This window comes from Planktothrix sp. (genome assembly GCF_046067725.1).
In the GTDB taxonomy this organism is placed as follows: Bacteria; Cyanobacteriota; Cyanobacteriia; order Cyanobacteriales; family Microcoleaceae; genus Planktothrix.
Genome location: NZ_JBJUDF010000092.1, coordinates 1 through 15,911, shown reverse-complemented (window position 1 = coordinate 15,911; position 15,911 = coordinate 1). Strand labels below are relative to the sequence as shown.

Below are 15,911 nucleotides of genomic sequence, written 5' to 3'. Positions count from 1 at the left end.
GGAATAGGTAAAACCGCCTTGGTTAAAAGATTTGTTGATTTGAACTTAGAGCAATTTGAAGTCATTATTTGGAAAAGTTTAAAATATCCTAAACCTTTAGACTTGCTCGTTAAGGATTTATTGAATATTATTAAACTAGAAGAAAAACAAACCCTAGAGGATCAATTCAAACAATTATTTGATATCTTTGCAAATAAGAAATGTTTAATGATCCTTGATGATGTGCAGAATATCTTTACTCTGGGTGAATTTGCGGGACAATATCAACCGGAATATCACAGTTATCAAAACTTTTTCACCCTGACAACAGAAACTCAACATCAAAGTAGTTTAATTTTGATTAGTCAAGAACAATGTGCAGAAATGGAATCTTTAGATGAGGAATTATATTCGGTTAAGTCTTTGGAATTATCAGGTTTATATGATAGTCAAATTTTGAATCATAAAGGATTAGCAAATGGGGAGTCTTGGTTAACGTTAATTAATTTATATGAAGGAAATCCTAGTTATTTAAAAAGTATTGCTATTTTAATTAAAAATATATTTGATGGTGATGTTGGTGAATTTCTAGCTGAAAATGAATTAGTGATGACTCAGGAAATGCGATCACATTTTAATCAATTATATAATAGACTTTCACCCATTGAACAACAAATTGTTTTAAAATTCAGTCAATTTGAGCAACCTTTATCCAGAGAAACATTGAGAGAAACTGTAGAGTTATCATCAACGGATTTAATTAATGGATTACAATCTTTACAAAAACGGTATTTAGTTGCTAAAATAAAAGAAGATAAAATTATGTTTAAATTATCTTCTATTTTTAGAGACTTTGTAAAAAAGTTTTGTTAAGATTAAGATGATTGATTCAGCACATCTTTTTGCTTTGGGTTGTTGAGAACGATAGCGGTCGATCTCCCGCCATTCCCTTGCTTTTCCCCTCGCACTCCAAACCCCTTTTGTCCATACATCTTTAGCGATGCAGGCGGGGACGCTTGCTCCACAGACCCACTTGCTTCTTGTTTCTTTACAAAATTTACACTTTTTTGTCTCCGCACCGCCCTATACTGCTAAATGTAGGCTATTGCAGGATAATGTTGAACAGAAATTCAAAACCTCAACGTTTTGAACCCGCAGGCAAACGGATACTGTAACGTCCCGCCACAACCCAATCTCGCCTAACTATCTAGTTGACTAAGTATATTGAGTTAACAATGTTGGGAGGTTAGGTTTAACAGCATATTAACGCTGAAACTCTCACCAACATCTATCCTCTGCAACCATGAGTTATAGACTTCATGCTCAACAGTCTACCGCCATCCAATCATAAATTTGGCATAAACCCTTTTAGATTTTGGGTTGATTTGTGTTTCTAATATCCAAAATCTGAAATTATTGTCTCATAAATGAAATTTATCAGGAAAATTGTCTCATGTCAACCAATAGAAAAAAACGCCCAACTTCTAATCCTCGTTCTACTTCTGCAATTAATGACAAAGTAAAAGTTACAGTGTCTTTAACGGCAGATGCAGCTCAAAAAGTCGAAGCTTTAGCGAAACAATTGGGGGTGTCAAAATCCGAATTATTTGAACGTTTTGCCCAAGAAAAATTAAAACCATCGCCGGAAACTCAAAACACAGCTAATTCTAATCCTGTAGCAACGGAACCCACCGTTAATATAGACTCTTCTACAACTTCCTCTGAGACGGCTAATTTAAAACAGCAAGTTGAAGAAAAAGATAAGATTATTCAGCAGTTACAACAGCAAGTTGCTAGGATATCTGAGTTAGAAGCTCAACGGGAAAAAACCGTAGCATTAGAGACTTATGAAGCTTTGAGAAAAGAAGCAGAACAACAAAAAACAACGATAGCTGAATTCCAAACTCAATTCACTCGAATTACTGAGTTAGAAGAACAATTGAAAACAGCAAATTCAGAAGGAAATCACCAAGCTTTACAGAATGAGTTAGAACAACAACGAAACATCCAAGCACAATTAAATCAGCAAATTGAAGCTTTACAAAAAGAACTTCATGAACGTCATCGTTCTTGGGCGCAACTCCAAACAAAAGAGGAAAAAATTGCTGAATTAGAAGGAAAACTAGCTCATAGTATTTCCAAAGAAAATTATCAGCAGCTAGAACAGATTTGTGCTAACCAGAAAATGCAAATAGCTACGATAGAGAAGAAATTAGCGAGTTTAATTTCTCCGATACAGCATCAGGATGAAACGCATACAACCGCCAATAATTATGACGCTCTGAAAAATTATATGCAAGAACAAGACCAGTTAATTAATGTCTTGCAAAAACGGGTTTTAGAATTGCAAGGATTAGCGTCTTTTGGAGAATCTCAACTGTCTAAATGGCGAAATCGCACGTTTAATAGTTAAATTCAAACCTTAAACTTAGGATGGGCTATGCCCATCTTGAACCTACAAAAACGAAGATCAGGGCTGACACCCCCTAACGGTCTAACCCACAGAACAATATTAAAATAAATTAAATTTTTCCGGTTTTTCTCCAGAAACCTTAACGTAGAAAGTGTAACTGAGCTTAGGATCAAGCCCAGATGGTTTAATCAAAAACAAAACTATGGTAACTCTTTACGTTAACCCCGCGACCGGAAATGATTTCAGTTCCGGCGACTCAAAATCCCCCTTTAAAACCTTAAAAAAAGCTTTGTCTCAAGCCCAATCTGGAACCACGATTTACCTAGAAGCAGGCACTTATAATAATTTGAGTGGCGAAGTTTTCCCGTTAATTGTGCCTTCTGGAGTCATTATTATAGGGAATGAACCGGGTAAAGGCAGTGGTATTTTAATCGAAGGCAATGGGCTCTACACCAGTCCCAGTGCAGCGAGTCAAAATATTACAATATTGATGCAAAATAACGCCCAATTACGAGGCGTAACTGTTACCAATATTCAAACCAGAGGAACTGGGGTTTGGATTGAATCTCAATCTCCGATGATTGCCAATTGTACCTTGACTCGATGCAAGCGAGAAGGCGTTTATGCCGTGGGTTCAGGAAAACCTCAAATTCTCAATAGTCTTTTTATTCAAAATGAAGGCTATGGCATTTCCATTGAAGGAGAAATAACCGGAGAAATTCAAGGCAATACCTTTCAAAATACCGGATATGGTCTTTCCATCAAAGATCAAGCCGCTCCCTTAATTCGGGATAATGCTATTGTAGAAAATCGATCTGGATTATTAATTGCAAATCAGGCTAAACCGATTCTGCGTCAAAATTTAATTGAACGCAATACCGGGGATGGAGTTGTGATGATGAATCAAGCGAGTCCCGATTTAGGAACGGTGCAAACTCCAGGGGGAAATACAATTCGCAATAATGGCGGTTTTGATATTAACAATGCCGGAACTGTCAGCTTAACTTGTTTTGGAAATATTATTAGTCCTACTCGCGTTAAAGGAACTCTACAAGTCGTGACTCAAACTGTACCAATGGCTGCATCTGCCACCTTATTTGTTAATTCTGCCACAGGTAATGATTCTGCTTCAGGCGGTCAATCTGACCCTTTAAAAACTATTGCTAAAGCCCTGAGTCGCGCCCAATCAGGAACCGTAATTCAAGTCGCCCCAGGAAATTATAACGCCGCGAGTGGGGAAGTTTTTCCCTTAATTGTGCCATCAGGAGTGACAATTCTGGGGAACGAAGCCACAAAAGGTAAAGATGTGGTAATTGTCGGAAGTGGCACGTTTACCAGTCCCAGTGCAGCGGCTCAGAATATTACGATTTTAATGCAAAATAACTCCACTGTTAAGGGTGTTAGTGTCAGCAATGAGCAAACGCGAGGAACCGGAATTTGGGCAGAATCCGTTTATTGTACCGTTGCCAGTTGTACTTTAACAAAATCCAAACGAGAAGGATTATTTGCCACAGGAACAGCCATTCCTGCGGTACTGAATAATGATTTTATTCAAAACGTGGGAAATGGTATCGCTTTAGCGGGAAATGCTAAAGGTGAAATTCGGGGAAATAAATTCCAAAATACCGGATATGCGATCGCTGTGCAAGCTGCTGCGGCTCCGTTAATTATTGAAAATGAAATTCTGGAAAATCGTTCTGGTTTGGTATTATCAGGACAATCTAAACCCGTATTGCGAAAAAACCAAGTGAAGAAGAATCTCCAAGACGGGTTAACGGTGATTGCTGATTCCGCCCCGGATATGGGCAACCCTCAAGATAATGGCAATAATGTATTTGTGGATAATGGCAAATATGATGTGCAAAATGCCAGTAAATTTACCTTAATTTCGGTGGGAAATCAAATTAACCCAACTCGGACATTAGGAAGTATTGAATTTACCGCGAATCAAAGTCCGACTCCTGGCCCTAGTCCTACTCCCACTCCTGGCCCTAGTCCCACTCCCACTCCGGTTCCAGGGGGGGCGAAATTTAACGATATTGGGTCTCACTGGGCGAGAACCTTTATTGAACGGTTAGCGGATATGGGGATTATTAGCGGGTTCCCCGATGGTTCGTTTAAACCCGATGCAACCTTAACCCGTGCCCAACACGCTGCAATGTTGATGAAAGCCTTTGAACTAACCCCCATTCGCGAAGCAACAGGTTTTAGCGATGTGCCGACGGATTTCTGGGGGAAAGAAGCCATTGAGAAAGCAAATCGCGCGGGGTTCCTATCCGGTTATCCTGATAAAACCTTCCGACCCAATCAAAATTTAACTCGCTCTCAAGCCATTGTTTCTTTAGTCAATGGGTTGAAATTAACCGGAGGAACACCCGCTAATTTAAGTGTTTATACTGACCGTGTTCAAATCCCTTCCTTTGCTACTAATGCCATGATTACAGCAACGGAATTAAACATGGTGGTTAATTACCCGAAAAAAGAAGTTTTTAATCCTTTAAAAGATGTCACCCGTGCGGAAATTGCAGCGATTTTCTATCAAACCTTAGTGGCGCTTAATCGGGCACAGGCGATTGATTCTCCTTACATTGTTTAACTCCTAAAAACCCGGTTTCTGCCAGAAACCGGGTTTTTAACTTTTCCCTGGTAGAACCAGAATTTACTCAGAGAGGCAGAGCCTCTTATTAACAGCAGGCGGAGCCTGATTAAAGTATTGCTAGGTAGAACCTAGCAACGAGAAATGATCAATTAAGCAGAAATTTGGCTAAAAAAATTAATCATTTTTTGCTTTTGTTCTGGATCAACTGTTTCCCACTTCCTAGCAATATTAAAATCCTTATTAACCTTAGATAATTCTAATAAATTCGGCTTAATTCTATTGCGGTAATTTTTCTCCTCACATAACCAGTTCAATATATCTGATAAGTGCCAGATTGAAGGAGTTCCTCCATAGATAGGTTGTGGAGAGTTTAGTTCATCCTTGATTATCAAATTACGAATATTTTGTCGGGTACATCCAAGTAATTTAGCAACCTCGGTTAAACTCACAAAATCTGGGCTAACTTCAGTCAAAACTGCCTGGGGAATAGCCCGTTTCACATCTCGAATTGCGCTATAAACTGCTTCTGTTGCCGATGAAGATTCGCGTATAAAATTTAGAGCAATTCGCCCCTTTTTGCCAATTCCAATTAAAGCATCATCACAACCTTCTGTTGCTAAAGTCTCTAAAAAATTATCAAGATTGACCGGAATATCTGGAAGATTAAAGTTTAAAATAAAATCATATTCTGGCATTTTTTAATTCTCCTCTTCCTCTTGTGCTTGATGATGAACGGTGCAGTTATCAATCACACGACGGATTAGTTTAGCGTGATTGCCTGCATTTTTAGGGGTACTCCAAACACTGACAATACAAAATTCTCCACAGCGACAATCCTTGTTATTATAAGGACAGTAAATTTTTCCCCAAGCATGAGATCCCACTTCAACACGCCATCCATTTTGTTCGGCATATTTCAAGGCTGCTTCAATCTCTGGTTTAGGATGTTTTTTCCTAGACATAAAAATTTGAGCTTGTATAAACTATAGTTTATTGTGTTTAAATTGTCAAGTGACAACTTATTATAACTGGGATGGAGTGAATAATTTTGCCCGATTCCCTGGTTACCGGGTTCCCTGGTTAAATGCCAGATCAGGTTTATGGTGCGTGCGATGCAGCTTACGCACCCTACAATAGTTTAGACGGTTTATTATCATTAACAATCATGAATAATCCTCAAGTTATTTGTATTGGTGAAATGTTGTTTGATCGGTTATCGAATGAATTAGGAAAACCGTTAGAACAAGTTAAATCTTGGACAGATTACCCTGGAGGTGCACCAGCAAATACGGCTTGTGGATTAGTTAAATTAGGAATTTCTACGGCTTTTATGGGGTGTATTGGGGAAGATGCACCCGGAGAACAATTAGTGGAATTATTAACAGAAACGGGGGTTAATCTTACAGGGGTTCAACGCCATTCTAGCGCACCGACTCGGATTGTTTATGTGGTTAGAGATGCCGCAGGCGATCGCAGTTTTGCTGGATTTGGAGCGCGAGATACTATAGAATTTGCAGATACTTATTTACAAGCTGAACATCTGCCCGAACCATTATTTAAAACCGCAGATTTTCTTGTTTTAGGAACCTTAGAATTAGCTTATCCTCAAAGTCAAAAAGCAATTTTAAAAGCGGTTGAATTGGCTAAAAAATATCAAGTTAAAATTTTTATTGATATTAACTGGCGTCCGATGTTTTGGCAAAATCCTGATGCCGCTATTGAATTGATTTTAAATCTGGTTCAAAATGCGGATTTCCTGAAATTAACAAATGAAGAAGCCGAATTATTATTTAATACTATAGAACCCAAAGCGATCGCTCAACAACTACAAATTAAAGGAGTATTTGTTACCGCAGGAGAACAAGGTTGTGCCTATTATTTAGCTGGAAATTCAGGAAGACTACCCGCATTTTCTGTTAGTGTTGCAGATACAACGGGTGCTGGAGATGGATTTACAGCCGGAATTCTTTATCAATTCTGTAAATTAGGAATAGAATCGATTAATTACCCTAAAATCGCTAAAGAAATAGTGGGGTTTGCTAGTGCAGTTGGGGCATTAACTACAACAAAACCCGGTGCAATTGCCGCTCAACCGACATTAACAGAAGTTGAAATATTTTTAAAGAATTATGAATTTTAATTAATTTTTAAAATCGGAACTCAATCTCAATTCAGTATTAGAATTGGGACGCTTGACCCTGATCCCATCCCTCATTTTAGCAGTTGATTTCTTAATTGAGAGAGAATAGACCCTAATTTTGACTATAATTTTTAATGCCAATTCTAATAAAGCTCATGAAAAAATACATTTCTCGCCTATTAGCTCTTGTTCTTGTAGCTGCCATTACCTTAGTCGGATGTGGGGGAAGTCCTTCTGGACTCTTAACAGGTAATTATCCTCAAGATACTTTAGCCGTTGTCGATAGCTTAAGAACTGCTATCATGTTACCAGAAGATGCACCGAATAAGGCAGAAGCCCAAGGTCAAGCCCGCGAGGTGATTAACGAATTTATCGCCCGTTACCGTCGCGATAGTTCCGTGACGACTCTCTCGTCCTTTACCACCATGCGAACCGCACTCAACGCCTTAGCTGGTCATTATAGCTCCTATCCCAATCGTCCTATCCCCGATAAATTAAAACAACGTTTGGAACAAGAATTTAAACAAGTTGAAGCCGCCGTCAACCGAGGCGCTTAATCATTTGTAGGGGCGGGGTCTTCCCGCCCATCCTCAGTTATGAGTCAATGGGGAATTACGAATTACGAATTACGAATGGGTAAAAGTTAACATCTCTCTTTTCCACTGATTTCTTTAAGAATATTGTGAATTATTGAATATCGTGAAATACTGTAACAATTTATGTTTGGTTTAATGATTCCTCAACATCGTTTTTCTCGGTTATTATTCAGTTTTTTGATAACCCTTTCCTTGAACCCTTTATTGTTAGTGTCTGTCGCGCGTTCTCAAACTTTAGCTTATTGTAAATTATCGCCACAAGCGATCACCCAAAAAGAAAGTTTACGACAAACTGCCTTAACCGGAAATCCTGAAGCGATTAAAAACTATAATACTATTTTAATTCAACACGCTCAACAAATCAATCAATGTCGTCAACAAATTAACCCCAAAACTCAAGCGATTTGGTTACGATTCTATCCCTGTGATGCTCGACCCGGAGAAGTTGATCGAATTTTAGATAATATTATTAATAAAGGATATAACAAAGTTTATTTAGAAGTTTTTTATGATGGTCAAGTGTTGTTACCTTTGAGTCAAAATCCCACAGCTTGGCCATCGGCAATGCGATCGCCGGGAATAGAAAACCGCGATTTATTAGCAGAAACTATTCAAAAAGGTAGACAACGGGGATTAAAAGTATATGCTTGGATGTTTATGTTAAATTATGGTTATACTTATACTTTAAAACCCGATAGAAATTCTGTTTTAGCTCGCAATGGTAAAGGTGAAACAACAACAACAGCCGTGATTGACCAAACGAAAATCGACGAATATGGGGAAAGTTTTGTGAATCAAGGGTTTGTTGACCCGTATCATCCCACTGCTAGAGAAGATTATTTAACCTTATTAAATGCTATTTTACAACGTCGTCCCGATGGCGTTTTATTTGATTATGTTCGCTATCCCAAAGGGTTAGGAGGAGAATCGGTTGCAACAAAAGTTAAAGATTTATGGATTTATGGAGAAGCGTCTCAACAAGTCTTTTTAAATCGAGCGAGTAGTCAAAAAGGCAAAGACTTAATGCAGCGATTTATACAGCAAGGATTTATTACGGAAAATGATGTCAAAGCCGTGACCGAAAAATATCCTGATGAAAAAGATAAACCTTATTGGCCTGATGAGAAACAGTGGAAAACTTTAGCTTCTGTTCCTAAAATGGGGGAAACTTTACAATTACAATTATGGCGGTTAAGTGTTGCCCATGCTAGACAGGGAGTTTTAGACTTTTTAGCCACTGTAACTCAACCTGTTCAAAGCCAAGGAATTCCGGCGGGGGCTGTGTTTTTTCCTGAAGGAAATCGTAAAATAGGAGGCATGGGATTTGACTCGCGAATGCAGCCTTGGGATCAATTTTCACCCTCAATCGAATGGCATCCCATGTCCTATGCGGTCTGTGGAGAAACCAACTGTATTACGGCACAAGTTCAGCAAGTTGTTCAACAAGCACCCCCAGGAACTCAAGTCATTCCCGCTTTAGCTGGAGACTGGGGAAAAGCATTAAAAAATCGCCCGTCTTTAGAACAACAAATGGTGAATATTTCTGCAATCATTCCTCAAATTAATGCGTTTAGTCATTACGGTTATGATTGGCAAGATTTGGAAGAAACCCGACAACGAAAATTTTGTCACCGATAAGAATTAAGATTATGAACTGGGTTCAATCGGAGAGTGACTAATCATTAAGCTCATCTTTTTACAGATTTTGTAAATCCCGCTATAATAGGATTATCAATTGGAGTTAATTTTATGAAAAGTGCATCCCCCGAAACGGGTTTAATCGGCTTGATTTTAGGAATTGGATTAGCAATATTAGCGTTAATATCGGTGAATTCCTTTGTGATTGTTAATCCGGGTCAAGCGGGAGTATTAAGTATTTTAGGAAAAGCACAAGATGGGGTATTATTAGAAGGAATTCATTTTAAACCTCCTTTAGTTTCTAATGTCGATATTTATGATGTAACTGTCCAGAAATTTGAAGTTCCGGCTCAAAGTTCTACTAAAGATTTACAACAGCTATCGGCGAGTTTTGCTATTAACTTTAGGCTTGACCCGGTACAAGTGGTGAGAATTCGACGAGAACAGGGAACACTACAAAATATTGTTTCTAAAGTTGTTGCTCCTCAAACTCAAGAATCCTTTAAAATTGCAGCAGCAAAACGAACCATTGAAGAAGCAATTACCCAACGGGAATTATTGAAAGCCGATTTTGATGAAGCCTTAAATGACCGATTAGATAAATATGGAATTATTGTCTTAGATACGAGTGTTGTTGATTTAACCTTTTCTCCTGAATTTGCGAAAGCCGTTGAAGAAAAACAAATTGCTGAACAACGAGCCAGACGAGCGGTTTATATTGCTAAAGAGGCAGAACAACAAGCTCAAGCTGATATTAATCGGGCAAAAGGAACGGCGGAAGCTCAACGTTTGTTAGCTGAAACATTGAAAGCCACTGGGGGACAATTAGTCTTACAAAAAGAGGCGATTGAAGCTTGGCAAAAGGGAGGAGCCCAAATGCCAAAAGTGTTAATTTTGAATGGGGATAATAAAAGCATGGTTCCGTTTTTATTTAATTTAGGAAATCTTTCAGAAATGAGTTATGAATAAAGGTTAAAGCTCAGACTGTTGTTAGGGTTGATATTGCCAAATTTTGTCTCTTTGGATTATCCAGAGTTTACCTTCTACTTCTGCTTCATCTAAAGCATTAACTAGGGTATCAATTGCCTCATCCAAATCTTGTGGGGTGGGTTGAGAAGGTAAACGGATAACCACAATTCCTGAATAATTAGAGGGATTATAGCGGAAAGAATTGCTAAACCCTCTATCCAAAGTAATTAAACATCTTCCCTGACAATGACAAATTTCAATTAAGCTTAAATCATCCGTTGAACTTAGATTTTGACTGCTCACGGTTTCAACATCATGACCTGCTAAACGTCAACGTGCTACAGCCCGAAGATTTCCTAAGTTTTCATCAAGTTTGATTTTCATTTGACCAGAAATTAACGAGATCTAACCGGAATTTCCACATAACAATCACGGGACATTTCAGCACCATAAGCAATACAAGCTAAAATATCTTCACGCTCTATTCCAGGGTACTCTTCTAAGAGGGATTCAATGGTAACTCCACTGGCTAAAAAATCTAAGATGAGAGAAACCCAAATTCGATGACCCCGAATGCAAGGTTTGCCAAAACAAATGTTAGGATCAATAGCAATTCGAGACAGTAAACTTGCTGGTGTCATACTTCACCTATTGTACTTGGTTTCAATTCAACTATTTCATAGTATAATTATACTAGATTTACGCTAATTCGTGTATTCTCCTGAATTAATCTATTTTAAAACCCTTAAAAATTATGTCTATTTTTACTTTACAATCTGTTAAAAAAGAATTTGGAACCAAAGAAATCCTCAGAGAAGCTAACTTTAGTTTAGATACGACAGATAAAGTCGGTTTAATTGGAACTAATGGGTCAGGAAAATCAACCTTATTAAAAATGATTGCAGGACAGGAACCCATTGATGGTGGGCAACTTTGGGTAAACCCCAGAGCTAAAGTCATCTATTTACCACAACAACCGAATTTAGATGAAAACCGCACGGTTTTAGAACAAATTTTTGCCGATAGTGGCGAACAAATGCACTTAATTCAAGAGTATGAAGATTTATCTCATAAATTAGCAAAACATCCTCAAGATTCTCAACTCTTAACGCGATTTTCCCAAGTCACTCAAAAAATGGATGCAACCAACGCTTGGGAATTAGAAAACCGAGCTAAAATTATTTTAACAAAATTAGGGATTGAAGATTTTGACACGCCGATTCGTCAGTTATCGGGGGGATATCGCAAACGCATTGCTTTAGCAACAGCGTTATTAGTTGAACCGGATGTTTTATTAATGGATGAACCGACCAACCACTTAGATGCAATGTCCGTTGAATGGTTGCAAGATTACTTAAAAAATTATCGCGGTGCGTTACTTTTAATTACCCATGACCGCTATTTTTTAGACCAAGTAACAAATCGGATTTTAGAATTAGACCGAGGGGATTTATTTACCTATTCAGGAAATTATTCTTATTTTTTAGAAAAGAAAGCGGAAGCCGAGGATATTGCTGTTAGTCAACAACGCAAACATCGAGGGGTTTTACGTCGGGAATTAGAATGGTTGAAGCGAGGGCCAAAAGCTAGAAGTACGAAACAAAAAGCTCGAATTCAACGCATCGAAGTGATGCAAGAAACGGAGTTTAAGCAAGCTCAGGGGAAAGTCGAAATTTCAACTCCAGGTCGCCGCATTGGGAAAAAGGTAATTGAATTAAATCATGTTTTTAAATCCTATGATAATCGCGTTTTAATTCAAGAGTTTACCTATAGTTTTAATCCTGATGACCGCTTAGGAATTATTGGGGGAAATGGAGTCGGAAAATCAACGCTATTAGATATGATTACAGGTCGAGTTCAACCTGATAGCGGAATCTTAGAAATCGGGTCAACGATTCATATCGGTTATTTTGACCAACATTCGGAAGATTTATTAGAGGCGATGAATGAAAATCAGCGTGTGATTGATTATTTAAAAGAAGTAGCAGAATATGTGAAAACCGCCGACGGAACTCAAATTACCGCCTCTCAAATGTTAGAACGGTTTTTGTTTCCCCCCAGTCAACAATATGCACCGTTAAGCAAACTTTCAGGGGGAGAAAAACGACGGTTATTTTTATTACGGGTGTTAATGAGTGCGCCGAATGTATTAATTTTGGATGAACCCACAAATGATTTAGATGTTCAAACGTTATCGGTTTTAGAAGATTATTTAGAGGATTTTAATGGCTGTGTAATTGTGGTTTCCCACGACCGTTATTTTTTAGACCGAACCGTTGAGACAATTTTTGCCTTTGAACCTGGGGGAATTTTACGACAATATCCGGGTAATTATTCGGTTTATTTAGATTATAAAAAAGCTGAGGAGTTAGAGTTAAATCGTCAAACCACAAAAGTTGAAGAAAAACCGAAAGATACAGAGAAAGAACTAGAAAAATCTCAACGATATTCTTGGGATAAAAGCGGACAACGGAAATTATCGTCTAAAGAACGACGAGAATATGAGAAATTAGAGGTAAAAATTGCTGAGTTAGAAGCGAAAAAAATCGAGTTAGAACAGGAATTATATCACGCACCTCCGGGGGCGGTTTCTAAAGTTCAAGACTTACATCAACAGGTAGAAACCATTACCCAAGAGATTGATAATGCGACAGAACGTTGGTTAGAATTAGCGGAAATTGCCTCTTTTAATTAATTTTTTTAAGATAGTAAGTCTAAAGGGATTGTACAATCCTAATTTGAGGAGTATTCATCTCAAACAATGGACACATATCCCCGTGTCAGGGTGAGAAAACCTTGCCCCTACGATGGGCGGTAATTTGTACATCAGATTTAGACTGACTCTTATTAAAAACTCTATTGATTTAACAGTTCCTTCGCTAAATTTAGAGAAGGATTGTTAAACAAAACCTCAACTCAAAAACCACTTTTACTCGTTCATAATATCTTGATTCAACAAACAATTCATAACCCTGGAAACACAAGGAACTGGAACACTATTCCCAATTAATCGACGGGCTGTTGAATAGGAAGCTACCATTTTAAACTCGTCGGGAAATCCTTGTAAACGTAGCATTTCTCGCTCTGTTAAACGGCGTTCTCCATTCACTAATAAATAATTATAAGATGCTCCGGCTCTTAAGGCGCAGGAATAGGGATAAGCACTAATATGACCTGCTTTATTTTCATGCCAAATGGTCGGTTCAGAAGCAATTTTTCCTTGATATTTTACTAATCTGTTATTACGGATTTTTTCAGAAGCATAATAAAAGGCTGAAACTTGAGGTTCTAAAATTTCCGTTAAAGGTTTCATCGGTATGTTTTGAATTTCCCACCGGAAGGATAACGGTTGACGATAACCGACAATAAAAATCCGTTCTCGCTTTTGGGGTAATCCTAAATGTAAGGCATTCAGAACTTTATATTGAATATAATAGCCCAATTGTTGTAAAATTTCCAGAATTTTTTGTAATGTTTTACCTTGGTTATGTCCGACTAATTGTTTAACATTTTCTAAGATAAAGTAATTGGGTTTTTTACAATCTAAAATCCGAGCAATGTCAAAAAATAAGGTTCCTCTGGTGTCTTCAAACCCCTTAAGCTGTCCACAAATACTAAAAGGTTGACAAGGAAAACCAGCCAATAAAATATCATGGTCAGGAATATTCTTGGCTTCAATTTGGGTAATATCTCCGGCAGGTTGTTCACCAAAATTCATCTGATAAATGTTTTGAGCATCAGGATCAATATCTGAGGAAAATACACACTTAGAGTTAATATTTTTACCCTTTAAGGCTTGATTAATTGCAATTCTAAATCCACCAATTCCACAAAATAAATCGATATATCTCATTGTCCTGATTAACTGATTATAATTCCTAGTTTAACATGATTCATACCCAAAAATCAACCAACTGATAGCCGAATAACGGTTGAGCATCTTTGAAGTGTGTTATTGTTAATTTTGGGTTAAAATTAAAATTCAAACTATTGTTTAGAATTAACTTTAGGGAGTTTCCGAAATAATGACTTTTTCCAGATAAAAATTGCGATTACACCCAAACAAAACAACCCCATCACCCCAGCTAACGGATTTTGATCAATTCCAGTAATTGCCTCAGAAACCGTATCAGAATAATCAATCAGTTGCCCCACATTAATCATATAATATCCCCAAACCAACCCACCATGCAACCCCATCGGCAAACCCAACCAACCGGAGGGACTTAACGTTAAACGAGGTGAAGAAGCCGGAAACCAAGCGAGTTTGGAGATCACTAAAATTGATCCTAATAACACTAACCCTGGAAATTGTAAGGCTGTTCTTTGAATTTCTGATAGAGGTTTAATAAAATGTAAACTCGCAAAAATTAAACTATTAATTCCTAATGCTATTTTCGGCGAATAATCTCGGTTTAATTCATCGAGTAACCATCCTCTAAAAAATAATTCTTCGGCAAACCCCACCCCAAAAGCAACTAAAAACCCTTCTAAACTCATTCTCAAAAAATCAGAGTTTGGAGATTTCCATTGTACCCAACCGAATAGAGATTCGATGAAGAATAATCCCATTAAACTGATTAATCCTAATCCTAATCCTTTGAAATAATTTTGATAATTTTTAGAATTGAATACTAACCCATAACGAGTTAGGGGGTGAGATTTTTGATCAATGATTTTTCCCCAAACATGAATTAATATGATAAACTCGATATAGAGGAAAATTAAGGTAATAATACTAACAAAATTGCGATTGCTCACCCATAAATAAAAAGGTGCTGCCAAGGGAAGCCAAAGCAACACCAACATGAGGAGAAAAATAATAATTCTCAGAAAAGCTGGATAATTTCTTAAAAATTCAAAATCGTATTTCAAACCCATTGTCCTATTATTGAGGAAGTTTATTCATCGGGTTCAATGGTGCTGATGAGTCCATGGGTTTTTAATGTTTCACAATAAAATTCCGCGTGTTCTTGAGCGCAAGTAATCACTAATGCTAGACCATTGGTATGGGCTTCCATCATAATACTCACCGCCTGGGGTTGAGTCAAACTCGGAACCGTTTTCATCAACACCTGAACGACATACTCCATCGAATTAAAATCATCATTATGGAGCAAAACCCGATAACGGGGTGCAAGTTTACGAACGGTCTCACTTTTTTGTACGGTCTCGACAGACACGGCTTTTTCTCCTTTTTGAAATAATGGAAAGGGTTTAGGATTAGTAAAATCAATAAATTATTAGACTTTATATAGTTTAATGAATCCTTGCAGGAGCGACAAGGTTGTTGAGAGTTGGCGGTTGACCCGACATCTCAGACGGGGACACGATAACATATTAGAAGGGAAATACCCTACTCTAGTTTGAGTGTTTAAACCCTGTTGAGTTAATATGAGACGTAGAACCAAAATGGCACCTGCTAAACCTTCACTCTTTAATTACACAGCTTTAGCAGTGATTGGCGGGGTACTGATTCTGGGAATTGGGATTGGAATTGCAATTAGTTCCACAACCACCTTAACCCCAGAAAACGTGGCTTCCAGTCAATTTATTGACCGTAATGCACCGAGTACC

At 37.8% G+C, this 15,911-nt stretch carries 14 protein-coding genes and 2 pseudogenes; 9 read left to right on the top strand and 7 right to left on the bottom strand.

The window, feature by feature from the left end:
• The 3 genes and pseudogenes from ACKPEB_RS05350 to ACKPEB_RS05340 form a co-directional block, all read left to right on the top strand.
• Positions 1-852, top strand: a pseudogene (locus tag ACKPEB_RS05350) (ATP-binding protein); the annotation flags it as partial.
• Between the two features lie 580 nt (positions 853-1,432).
• Positions 1,433-2,392 (top strand): ribbon-helix-helix protein, CopG family, encoded by a 960-nt coding sequence (locus tag ACKPEB_RS05345; RefSeq protein ID WP_408963799.1) that lies wholly within the window; start codon positions 1,433-1,435, stop codon positions 2,390-2,392.
• A gap of 202 nt (positions 2,393-2,594) precedes the next feature.
• Positions 2,595-4,988, top strand: coding sequence for a DUF1565 domain-containing protein (locus tag ACKPEB_RS05340; protein ID WP_408963798.1), 2,394 nt, complete (start codon positions 2,595-2,597; stop codon positions 4,986-4,988).
• Positions 4,989-5,140: 152 nt separating this feature from the next.
• Here ACKPEB_RS05340 and ACKPEB_RS05335 read toward each other — a convergent pair whose 3' ends face one another.
• Both ACKPEB_RS05335 and ACKPEB_RS05330 read right to left on the bottom strand, forming a co-directional pair.
• Positions 5,141-5,686: a helix-turn-helix transcriptional regulator gene (locus ACKPEB_RS05335; protein WP_408963797.1), complete on the bottom strand. Its 546-nt coding sequence runs from the start codon at positions 5,684-5,686 to the stop codon at positions 5,141-5,143.
• Positions 5,687-5,689: 3 nt separating this feature from the next.
• Positions 5,690-5,953: a hypothetical protein gene (locus ACKPEB_RS05330; RefSeq protein ID WP_408963796.1), complete on the bottom strand. Its 264-nt coding sequence runs from the start codon at positions 5,951-5,953 to the stop codon at positions 5,690-5,692.
• A gap of 203 nt (positions 5,954-6,156) precedes the next feature.
• On the opposite strand from ACKPEB_RS05330, the gene ACKPEB_RS05325 reads away from it, so the two are divergent.
• From ACKPEB_RS05325 to ACKPEB_RS05310, 4 genes are all read left to right on the top strand, one after another.
• A complete protein-coding gene (locus ACKPEB_RS05325; RefSeq protein WP_408963800.1) occupies positions 6,157-7,131 on the top strand; it encodes a carbohydrate kinase family protein in 975 nt (324 codons plus the stop codon).
• Positions 7,132-7,286: 155 nt separating this feature from the next.
• Positions 7,287-7,688: a photosystem II protein Psb27 gene (gene psb27, locus ACKPEB_RS05320; RefSeq protein ID WP_408963795.1), complete on the top strand. Its 402-nt coding sequence runs from the start codon at positions 7,287-7,289 to the stop codon at positions 7,686-7,688.
• A 162-nt stretch (positions 7,689-7,850) separates the two neighbouring features.
• A complete protein-coding gene (locus ACKPEB_RS05315; RefSeq protein WP_408963794.1) occupies positions 7,851-9,365 on the top strand; it encodes a family 10 glycosylhydrolase in 1,515 nt (504 codons plus the stop codon).
• Between the two features lie 111 nt (positions 9,366-9,476).
• Positions 9,477-10,334: a prohibitin family protein gene (locus ACKPEB_RS05310; protein ID WP_408963793.1), complete on the top strand. Its 858-nt coding sequence runs from the start codon at positions 9,477-9,479 to the stop codon at positions 10,332-10,334.
• 21 nt (positions 10,335-10,355) lie between these two features.
• Here ACKPEB_RS05310 and ACKPEB_RS05305 read toward each other — a convergent pair.
• Positions 10,356-10,646: pseudogene (locus tag ACKPEB_RS05305) on the bottom strand (DUF5615 family PIN-like protein); the annotation flags it as partial.
• An 83-nt stretch (positions 10,647-10,729) separates the two neighbouring features.
• Positions 10,730-10,975, bottom strand: a complete 246-nt coding sequence (locus ACKPEB_RS05300; RefSeq protein WP_408963792.1) for a DUF433 domain-containing protein — start codon at positions 10,973-10,975, stop codon at positions 10,730-10,732.
• A 113-nt stretch (positions 10,976-11,088) separates the two neighbouring features.
• Here ACKPEB_RS05300 and ACKPEB_RS05295 point away from each other — a divergent pair, with 113 nt between their 5' ends.
• Positions 11,089-13,029 (top strand): ABC-F family ATP-binding cassette domain-containing protein, encoded by a 1,941-nt coding sequence (locus ACKPEB_RS05295; protein WP_408963791.1) that lies wholly within the window; start codon positions 11,089-11,091, stop codon positions 13,027-13,029.
• Between the two features lie 234 nt (positions 13,030-13,263).
• On the opposite strand, the gene ACKPEB_RS05290 is transcribed toward ACKPEB_RS05295, so the two are convergent.
• From ACKPEB_RS05290 to clpS, 3 genes are all read right to left on the bottom strand, one after another.
• Entirely contained in the window at positions 13,264-14,187 is a 924-nt protein-coding gene (locus ACKPEB_RS05290; protein WP_408963790.1) for a DNA cytosine methyltransferase, read from the bottom strand.
• Positions 14,188-14,321: 134 nt separating this feature from the next.
• A complete protein-coding gene (locus tag ACKPEB_RS05285) occupies positions 14,322-15,215 on the bottom strand; it encodes a lysostaphin resistance A-like protein (RefSeq protein WP_408963789.1) in 894 nt (297 codons plus the stop codon).
• Between the two features lie 20 nt (positions 15,216-15,235).
• Positions 15,236-15,517 (bottom strand): ATP-dependent Clp protease adapter ClpS, encoded by a 282-nt coding sequence (clpS, locus tag ACKPEB_RS05280; RefSeq protein ID WP_072718595.1) that lies wholly within the window; start codon positions 15,515-15,517, stop codon positions 15,236-15,238.
• Between the two features lie 211 nt (positions 15,518-15,728).
• On the opposite strand from clpS, the gene ACKPEB_RS05275 reads away from it, so the two are divergent.
• Positions 15,729-15,911 (top strand): DUF3172 domain-containing protein (locus tag ACKPEB_RS05275; RefSeq protein ID WP_408963788.1); only part of this gene is annotated, 183 nt, incomplete at its 3' end.